Source organism: Mycobacterium sp., assembly GCF_019243155.1.
In the GTDB taxonomy this organism is placed as follows: domain Bacteria; phylum Actinomycetota; class Actinomycetes; order Mycobacteriales; family Mycobacteriaceae; genus Mycobacterium.
The window spans coordinates 1-8,890 of the sequence record NZ_JAFAUS010000270.1 but is presented as its reverse complement, the minus strand read 5'-3'; the positions used below and the strand labels follow the sequence as shown (position 1 = coordinate 8,890).

Genomic DNA, 8,890 nt, shown 5'->3' with positions numbered 1-8,890 from the left:
ACCAGCCGCGGTGCATCGCTGCGGCGAATCTCGGCGCCCCCGGACACCCCGTGCGTGGCGGCGAGCAGCAATCCGGCCAGCAGACAAACCAGCGGAACACCGAAGCGCCAGGGTGAACGGCGCGTATCGCTCATCGAGTCTCCATTTTCCTGGTCACCGGGCCAGGTGAGTTAGTCTCATAGCCAAGCTGTGCGTGCAGATGCAGGCTTTATCGTTGCACCCCGTCCCGCTCACCGTCATGTTGAGGTAATCATGCCCAAGTCGAAGGTCCGCAAGAAGAACGACTTCACCGTCGGTGCGGTCAGCCGTACGCCGGTGAAGGTGAAGGTGGGGCCGTCGAGTGTGTGGTTCGTTGCGCTGTTCGTCGGCCTGATGTTGATCGGCCTCGTCTGGCTGATGGTGTTCCAATTGGCAGCCGTCGGTTCGCAGGCTCCGACCGCCCTCAACTGGATGGCGCAACTGGGCCCGTGGAACTACGCCATCGCGTTCGCTTTCATGATCACCGGTTTGTTGCTCACGATGCGCTGGCATTGAGCCGGCCCCGCGACGGAATGAATTCATTTTCGGCTTATTCACCCGCTGCGCCAGCAACATTCCCACCCCCCAATCACACGCGTGTTATTTATCCCCACTGTTGATAGCGTCTGTGGATAACTCCATACCCAATGGTCGGAGGGCCTAAGTTACGCATGCAGCAAACACAATGGCAGCCGCGTACGACGGGAATCGCTGGTTGTGGCGTCGCGGGTGCTCTGATGGCTATCGCCAGTGTGACCGCAGTCACAGAGCTGCCTGGCCGGGTTTTGACGGGGATTGCCGCAGTGGGTCTGCTCGTGTTTGCGGGCGCGTCGTGGCGCGCACGGCCGAAGCTGGCAATTACCCCGGCAGGGCTGGCGCTGCGGGGGTGGTTCAGGACGCAGGTATTACAGCGCTCCGACATCAAGATCATTCGGATCGTCGAGTTCCGCCGCTACGGCCGCAAGGTTCGCCTGCTCGAGGTCGAAACGGCCGACGACTCGCTCGTGCTGTTCTCCCGCTGGGACCTCGGAACCGACCCGTTGGAGGTGCTGGACGCGCTGACAGACGCCGGCTACGCGGGCCGTCAACCAGACTGAGCGGCCCGAGCCCGGGTGACGCGCGAGCGGTTTTAGGAGATCGTGATCGACTCGATGACGACCGGCTCGGTGGGACGGTCGTTGCCGTCGGTGCCCGTCGAGGAGATCGTTTCAACGACCTGCTGTGACTCCGGGTCGGTCACCTCACCGAAGATCGTGTGGCGGCGGTTCAGGTGCGGGGTCTCGCCGACGGTGATGAAGAACTGCGAGCCGTTGGTGCCCGGTCCCGCGTTAGCCATGGCCAGCAGGTAGGGCTTGCTGAACTGGAGTTCGGGGTGGAACTCGTCGGCGAACTTGTAGCCCGGGCCGCCGCGACCGGTTCCGGTCGGATCGCCGCCCTGGATCATGAAGCCCCGGATCACCCGGTGGAAGACCGCGCCGTCGTAGAACGGGCCGGACGAGCCTCCCGATGCGTTCTGGGTCGAGTACTCCTTGGTGCCCTGCGCCAGGCCGACGAAGTTGGCGACGGTCTTGGGCGCGTGGTTCCCGAACAAGGCGACCTTGATGTCGCCGCGGTTGGTGTGGAGCGTGGCGGTAGCAGTCTGAAAGGGGCTGTTGGTCACGGCATGAGAGTCTGCCACTACCCGCGGGCACGCCCACACCCGGTATCGCCGACGTCCCTATGCTGGCAGTCTGTTCAGGTACAGCGGCACAGAGAGGCGGCAGATGAGCGTGAAGACGGAATCCCGGCTGACTCCGCGGGAGCGACTGGGCCGAGGCCTGACCTACACGGCGGTGGGTCCGGTGGACCTCACCCGGGGAGTCGTCGGCCTGGGTGTCCAGTCCGCGCAGTCGACGGCCTCGCATCTGCGCCGCCGCTATCAGGAGGGGCGTCTGGCGCGCGACCTCGCCCAGGAGCTGGCCGCCGCGCAGGAAGTGGTCGCGGGCCTGCCTCAAGCGTTGCAGGACGCCCGCCGCGCCCAGCGGCGCGGCAAGCGCCCGTGGGTGATTGCGGGTGTCGCTGTCGCGGTTCTCGCCGGCGGTGCCGCGGCCTTCAGCATCGTTCGTCGCTCAACGCACGAGGAGCCCTCGCCGCGGCCGCCCAGCGTCGACGTGCAACCGCGTCCCTAGGTTCAGCTGACCGCCAACGACAGCCGTTCGCGGCGACGGACCAGCATGCTCGGCAGCCATTCGCCGACGTCCTGCGCCTCGATCCACGTGGTGCGGTGCAGCAGCATGCCCAACACGACGTGGGCTTCCAGCCGGGCCAGCGCGGCTCCCACGCAGAAGTGCACACCCTTACCGAACGTCACGTGGCTTTTGATCGCGGCGCGGTCGAGACGGAATTCGTTCGGGGCGTCGAACTGTGCCGGATCGCGGTTGGCCGCACCCCACATCAGCAACAGACGCGAATCGGCCGGCACGTCGAAACCGGCCAGTGTGCTGTCGCGCCGCACGTGGCGGTAATGACCCCGGAACGGCGGCTCGAACCGCAGCGCCTCCTCGATGAAAGCGCTTAGCAGTTCCGGCTTTTCGCGTAGCTGGCGCTGGATCGCGGGGCGGTCGGTGAGAATCCAGGCCGCGCTGCCCAACAGCGACGCCGTCGATTCACCGGCGGCACTGAAGAGCGTGAGCATTATCCCCAGCGCCGTCAGCTGTTCCACCTCACCCGACGCGCAGCGCTGCGCCAGATCGGCCATTAAACCGTATTCACCGGTGGCGCTCGCCTTTTCGAAGTGCTCCACGACGTAGCCGGACAGCTCCATCGCCGCCACCCCGGCCTCTTGGAGCTGGTCGGGTGTCACGACCCCGTCGAGCAGCGTCGTGGTCGCGTACCCGAGTCGAATGAGATCGTCGACGTCGCCGTCGGGCAGACCCAACAGCCTGGCGACCACCATCATCGGCAGCCGGTTGGCCACCGCGCTCATCCATTCGATCTGTCCGCCGCGCAGGTTCTGCTCCCACAACCGATCGGCGGTCTCGACGGCGAATTCCTCGATGATGCGCACCCGCTTGGCAGACAGGTGGGGCAGCAGGATCTTGCGGTGCATCGCATGCGCCGGGTGGTCTGCCGTAGCCAGCGCGTGAACCGGGCTGTCCAACGGGGCCATGTCGAACGGCGTCACGGAGCCGTCATCGTGGAACACCATGGTGGCGGTCAGGTTTGACGAGAAATCGTCGACCCGTTCGACGGCCTCGAGCACCGCATCCCATCCGCACACCGCGTAGAACACCGAATCGCCGACGCGGTGCACGGGTGACTCGGCCCGCATCTGGTCATACATCGGATACGGATCCTGCAGCGCCTCGGACCCGAGGAGCCGAATCGGGTTGTCCAATAACGGCATACGCTCAGCCTCGATGCGCCGCACCGGAGGCGTCAATGGGGGACGGCGAAGTTGAGAAGCAGCCGCGCCCCCGGCCGATCGCGCGCCGGGTTGCCCACCCAGCGCCAGCAGCGCGTTAGCCTGAGAAAAAGCGGCCGAAAATTCTCACCCTGCGGGAAACATTTGCACCGGTCGCGACGCGAAGGGGCGTAGCTGATGCCGGGCGATGACTGGTTGGTGGGACGCGATCGCCGCAGTGAAGCCGCCGAACGGATCTACACCGCGGCCGGCGATCTGATCACCCGCCACGGGTACGAGGAATTCACGATCGAGGCATTGGCCGCCAGGGTGCACTGCTCACCCGCGACCATCTACCGCCATGCCGGCGGAAAGGCCGCGATCCGTGACGCCGTCGTCGCCATCCAGGCGGCCCGCATCCTCGACGTCACACGGGAAGCCATCAAGGATCTCACGGGGCCGGATCGCGTGGTGACGGCCACGATCGTGGCGCTACAACGCATCCGTTCGGATCCACTGGCCCAGCTGATGCGCTCTATGCACGCGGCCTCGGTCAGCGAGTGGATCCCCGACTCACCGATCGTGACCGGCCTGGCCGCCGAGATGCTGGGCGGCGACGACGCTGATCCGCTCGCCGCGCAGTGGCTGATCCGCGTCTTCCTGGCGCTGTGGTCCTGGCCCCTCACCGACTCGGCCGCCGAACGCGCCATGGTGGAACGCTTTCTCGGCGCGCCCGACGTGTGGAGCAAGAGCTGACACCGCTCTACGGCATCGCCTCGGCCCACGCGATATGTCCTTGGTAGCCATGGGTTGTCGCCATGTCGCGGTAGCGGTCCCGGTAGTCGCGGTAGGCGGCGGCGTCGTTGTGGGCGCGGGCCCGTAGTGTCCGCAGCCGCAACAGCCAGATCTCGACTATCGCCAGACCCTCATCGGCCGGCGCCGCCGCCAGGCGCTCGATCGCGGCGTCGGCTTCGGCCAAGTCGCTGTCAGTGCCGTGGTCGAGCAGGGTCTCCACCAGAACGCCCGTCGCCGGAACGCCCCATGACAGCAGTTGTCCGTTGCGGTCGAGATGGTCGACGGCGTCCCGCATCAACGGGATCATCTTGTCGCGACCGCCACGACGGGCCGTCTCGCGCGCCCCGTACACATCGAGCATCGGGAGATCGCACAAAAAGTGCCCACCGCGCACAAACACTGCGCGGGCCTCGGCGAGCAGTTTCTTCCCGCGGTCACGCTCTTCGTCCGTGTCGCGGTGCACCAGTGCAAGACCCAGGATCAGCCACGCAACACCCAACTGCAGGTTGTCGCCGGATCGCTCGGCGATCGCCAGCGCCTCCTCTATCTCGCGCACCGCGGAATCGTCGGGCCGCAACGCGCCGGCCGGTATGCCCACGGAATACACGTAGCTGACGACGGTGACGTAGGTCAGCGAGCCGACGCTGCGCGCCGTGGCCAGGCTGCGGCTCAGGTCGTCGTGCCATTCGGGACGGCCCAGCGCGTAACGGGCAATCGCCCGCTGTGCGAAGGCAAGGGCCATGGGAGACCCGAAAAGGAAGTTTCCCTTGGTGGGGTCACCGTCGGACAAGTCGATCACCCGTTGCGACAGGCGAAGCATCTCAGACCACTCGCCACATGCCAGCTTGGCGCGGATCGGCGTGAAGGAAAGCCCTACCGTCAGGGTCGCATCACCGATGGACTCGATGAGGGCGATGGCTTCGGAAGCCAACCGCGACGCCTCGCGAACCCGATCCTGGAACGTGTGATCCACCACCAGGCCCGCCATCGCGATGGCCAGCGACGCCTTGTCGCCCGCGGCACCGCACAATCTCCGCAACTCCTCGAAGCGGGCCCCGACATTGTTCACATGAACGCGCCAGGCGATCCCGCACAACATGGTGCGCGGAGCGATGCACATGGGCGCCCGGTCCGGGTCGACGGCGGTCAACGCGTCGGCGATCCGCGTGGCACTTTCCCAACTCGACCGTGCCGCGGTGATGTCACGGTCGGTCGCCCACGTTGCGGCCCGCATGTGCCAGCCGTAGGCGGCGAGCCCGTCACCGGCGGACTCCAGATGCTCGGCGATCAACGCGGCGTTTTCCTCGACAGCCGCCGGGTCGCGCGCTTCGATGGCCGCGGCGACTCGCCAATGTGTCTGGGCGCGATCGGATTTCAGTTGAGATTCATAGGCCACGGTGCGAATCAGCGGATGGTGGAACACATATTCCGGTCCTCGGGTGAACCTCACCTGATGGATGAGTTCGGCCGCCACGAGGTCTTCGAGAACGGGCTCTATGCCGAGGGTTTCGAGCAGCTCGAGGCTGAACCGCGAGCCGATGACCGCGGCGGCACTCAACGTGCGCTTGGCCTCCGGATCGAGTCGGTCGATGCGGGCGGCGATGGTCGCCACCAAGGTCGGGGGCACCTTGGCCTCACTGACGTCGGTGGTCGACACGTATGCGCCGGTCTGCCCCTGCAGCACGCCGCGCTCGGCCAGCTCGCGCACGATCTCCTCGGCGAAGAACGGATTCCCGGCGGCCTTTTCGGCGATCGTGCGACCCAGCGCGACATTCGAAGGATCCGGCCCGAGCAGCTGCGACACCAACTCCGCGGTTTCCGAATCACTCAGGGGTGCCAGCGAGACGGTGTGGCCGGCTGTCGCCCGGGTCAGCGCGCCCCGGTATTCGGGGCGATAGGTGACCAGCACCAGCGAGGGCGTCTGCGGGATAACCGCGAGGAACCCCGCCAGCATCGTCTCGCTCGCCTCGTCGATCCAGTGCGCATCCTCGATGACGAAGACCGCGGGTTCAATGCGTGCCAGCGATGCGGCATTGACCAGCGCCGTCAACCGGCGCCGCCGTGCGTCCGGGGCGATCTTCGGCAGCTCAACGTCGGGGTCGGCGATGCCAAGCAGGTCATAGATCAGCAGTAAGTCCTCGGGGTCTGCCTCGGGAATGCGGTCGCGGACCCGGGCGCGAGCGGCCGGGTCGTCAAGCCCCTCGACGCCGTTGGCCACGCGTAGCAACCGTGCCACCAGATGGAAGGGAACCTGGCTGGTGTGCGATTCGCAGTAGGCGGCGAATACATCGATGCCGCGCCGTCCTGCCACCCCCGTAAGGTCGCGCACCAGGCGACTCTTGCCGATGCCGGGTGATCCGACCACACCGACGACGGCGCCCCGGCCCCCGGTTGCGCGCTCCAACAAGCCCTCGACGGCCGACATTTCCCACTGGCGACCGACAAGAGTCGACTCGGCACGCCGGACCGCGCGATGCCCGTCCTGCATGCCCAACAGCCGGCGGGCGGGCACCGGTGCGCCGGCCCCTTTGATACGAACGAACTCAGGTTCGCCGAGGGTCGCAGCGTCGGCGACGAGTTGCGCCGTCGACGCACTGAGCATCACCCCACCCGGCGATGCCACCGACTCCATCCTCTGCGCCATGCCGACCTGCTCGCCGACCGCGGTGTAACCCAATGCGCCCGAGCCGATTTCACCGGCGATCACTTCACCGGAGTTGAGTCCCACCCGCAGTTGGAGTTCGATACCGTCGCGCTCCAGGACGTCGACGGCGAGCTGCTTCGCCTCCTTCTGAAGGCTTAACGCCGCCAGACACGCACGAACGGCGTGATCCTCCAACGCCACCGGAGCGCCGAACACCGCCATGATCCCGTCGCCGGTGAACTTGTCCACGGTGCCCCCATACCGTTGCACAGCGGCGGCGCAGCGATTGGCCAACTCGGCCATGATCTCGCGCAGTCGTTCCGCACCGACAGCCGCGGCGATGTCCATGGAATGGACCACATCGGCGAACAACACCGAAACCTGCTTGTACTCCGCATGTGCGGCGGGCTGGGCGGCCGGCGCGCCGCACCCGTGACAGAACCGAGCATTTTCGAGCAGCTCGATCCCGCACGTCCGGCACGCCGCCACGGCCGTCATCCGACCCTCCGCAGATCCTCGCCCCCAAGGTTTTGCAATGGTCCTCAAAGAATAGGCCGTTCGACACTTCGCTACGTGGTGTTGGCTTCACAGCGGGTGACGCCGACACGAAGTCTTAGGTCTCAACTCTTGGCAAAGCAGAACAATCGATACGAAGCCTCGCCGTTTTCCAGCCGGCGGTAGATCAACGAACCCGGCCCACCTGCGTAGTCGTTGGCTATGCCCCGCACGAACGCGATGTCCGGCAGACGGCGGGTGATCTGGTCCAGAAAACGATTTCTCTCCAGCCCGCGCATAACCTCCGCGTTGATCGCGCGTTGTGAAATGAGGCGCATGGGGATGCCCGCGAGCGCCTCGTCCCAGGCGGCGCTTGCGTCGGCGTAGCGCATATCGGCGTACAGGAAATGCCCTCCCGGACGCAGCACGCGATCCACTTCGGCGAAGAATCTCGGGACGTTCTGGTAGTTGATCGCGGCTTCGACATTGATCACCGCATCGAAGGACCGATCGGAGAACGGCAGGCTTTCGGCGTCGCCCTGCACGAAGTCCAGGCCGGGCAGATTGTGCCTTCTGCGGCAGAACTCGATGCCGACCGTGTTCAAGTCCAACCCCACATAGGAGGCGGGGCGCAGGGTGCGCATCAGGTACGACGCCCCGCCGCCGTGGCCGCAACTGACCTCCAGCACCTCCCTGCCGGCGAGATCCACCTGGGTTGCCGTGCGGTGATAGAGCTGGATGGGATACCGGTCGGGTTCATCGGAGTCCGCCAAGGGCAGCGCCATCGGCGGATCCTCCTCATATCCGTAATTGAGGAACAACACGTCGTCCCTTGTAAGCAGGCGGCTTAGGAACCGGTAACCGTATTTGAACCGCAAATTCAATAGTTTCAGGAAGAAAGCGTTTCGATTCAGCCGGTCGATGAGACTTTCGGTTGGCGTTCGCCGAAGCCGGTTTTCATCTTCGGCGCAAGACCGCCGTGAGCGGTACGGCCGAGGTAATCTGACGCCCATGCCCAAGTCTCCTATTCCGGCCCTGCTGCGCGAACGCGCCAGTCTGCAGCCCAATCGGACGGCATTCACGTTTATGGATTATGAACAGGACTGGGCGGGAATTGCCAAAACCCTGACGTGGTCGCAGCTCTATCGGCGAGTGCTCAACCTTGCACACGAGCTCCGACTTCACGGCTCAACCGGTGACCGCGCGGTGATATTGGCGCCACAAGGGCTTGACTACATCACGGCGTTTCTCGGTGCATTGCAGGCAGGGTTTATCGCGCTTCCGCTGGGAGGCGCCAGCGATGAACGCATTAATTCGGTGCTGCGCGACACATCGCCTTCCATCGTTCTGACGACGTCCGACGTAGCAGGCACAATCGCCGAGCACCTCGTGCCGGAGTCCGGTTCGCCCTCGCCATCGGTGATCGAGGTCGACCTGCTGGACCTCGACACAAAGCCGGGTCCGGCTGCACGGGTCGAAAGTGCAACGGACACCGTGTATCTGCAATACACGTCCGGATCCACCCGCACCCCCGCGGGCGTCATCGTCACAAACGA

Annotated in this window: 9 protein-coding genes; 5 read left to right on the top strand and 4 right to left on the bottom strand. The window is 65.6% G+C overall.

Annotated features, from left to right (window positions below; all coding sequences use genetic code 11):
• Positions 1-252: 252 nt before the first annotated feature.
• Positions 253-534: a cell division protein CrgA gene (crgA, locus tag JOZ00_RS13380; protein WP_293344438.1), complete on the top strand. Its 282-nt coding sequence runs from the start codon at positions 253-255 to the stop codon at positions 532-534.
• 155 nt (positions 535-689) lie between these two features.
• Positions 690-1,115 carry a PH domain-containing protein gene (locus JOZ00_RS13375; protein ID WP_293344437.1) on the top strand — a complete coding sequence of 142 codons (426 nt, stop codon included), beginning with the start codon at positions 690-692 and terminating at the stop codon, positions 1,113-1,115.
• 32 nt (positions 1,116-1,147) lie between these two features.
• On the opposite strand, the gene JOZ00_RS13370 is transcribed toward JOZ00_RS13375, so the two are convergent.
• Positions 1,148-1,696 (bottom strand): peptidylprolyl isomerase, encoded by a 549-nt coding sequence (locus tag JOZ00_RS13370; RefSeq protein WP_293344436.1) that lies wholly within the window; start codon positions 1,694-1,696, stop codon positions 1,148-1,150.
• Positions 1,697-1,781: 85 nt separating this feature from the next.
• Between JOZ00_RS13370 and cwsA the strand changes: the two genes are divergently transcribed.
• Complete coding sequence (gene cwsA, locus JOZ00_RS13365) at positions 1,782-2,186, top strand: cell wall synthesis protein CwsA (RefSeq protein WP_293344435.1); 405 nt, start codon at positions 1,782-1,784, stop codon at positions 2,184-2,186.
• Positions 2,187-2,188: 2 nt separating this feature from the next.
• Here cwsA and JOZ00_RS13360 read toward each other — a convergent pair whose 3' ends face one another.
• Complete coding sequence (locus JOZ00_RS13360; RefSeq protein ID WP_293344434.1) at positions 2,189-3,403, bottom strand: cytochrome P450; 1,215 nt, start codon at positions 3,401-3,403, stop codon at positions 2,189-2,191.
• A 195-nt stretch (positions 3,404-3,598) separates the two neighbouring features.
• Between JOZ00_RS13360 and JOZ00_RS13355 the strand changes: the two genes are divergently transcribed.
• Positions 3,599-4,156, top strand: coding sequence for a TetR/AcrR family transcriptional regulator (locus JOZ00_RS13355; protein WP_293344433.1), 558 nt, complete (start codon positions 3,599-3,601; stop codon positions 4,154-4,156).
• A gap of 7 nt (positions 4,157-4,163) precedes the next feature.
• On the opposite strand, the gene JOZ00_RS13350 is transcribed toward JOZ00_RS13355, so the two are convergent.
• Positions 4,164-7,337 (bottom strand): adenylate/guanylate cyclase domain-containing protein, encoded by a 3,174-nt coding sequence (locus JOZ00_RS13350; RefSeq protein WP_293344432.1) that lies wholly within the window; start codon positions 7,335-7,337, stop codon positions 4,164-4,166.
• Between the two features lie 122 nt (positions 7,338-7,459).
• Positions 7,460-8,212 (bottom strand): phthiotriol/phenolphthiotriol dimycocerosates methyltransferase, encoded by a 753-nt coding sequence (locus tag JOZ00_RS13345; RefSeq protein ID WP_366022312.1) that lies wholly within the window; start codon positions 8,210-8,212, stop codon positions 7,460-7,462.
• A gap of 133 nt (positions 8,213-8,345) precedes the next feature.
• On the opposite strand from JOZ00_RS13345, the gene JOZ00_RS13340 reads away from it, so the two are divergent.
• On the top strand, positions 8,346-8,890 hold a 545-nt coding region (locus tag JOZ00_RS13340), incomplete at its 3' end, for an AMP-binding protein (RefSeq protein ID WP_293344430.1).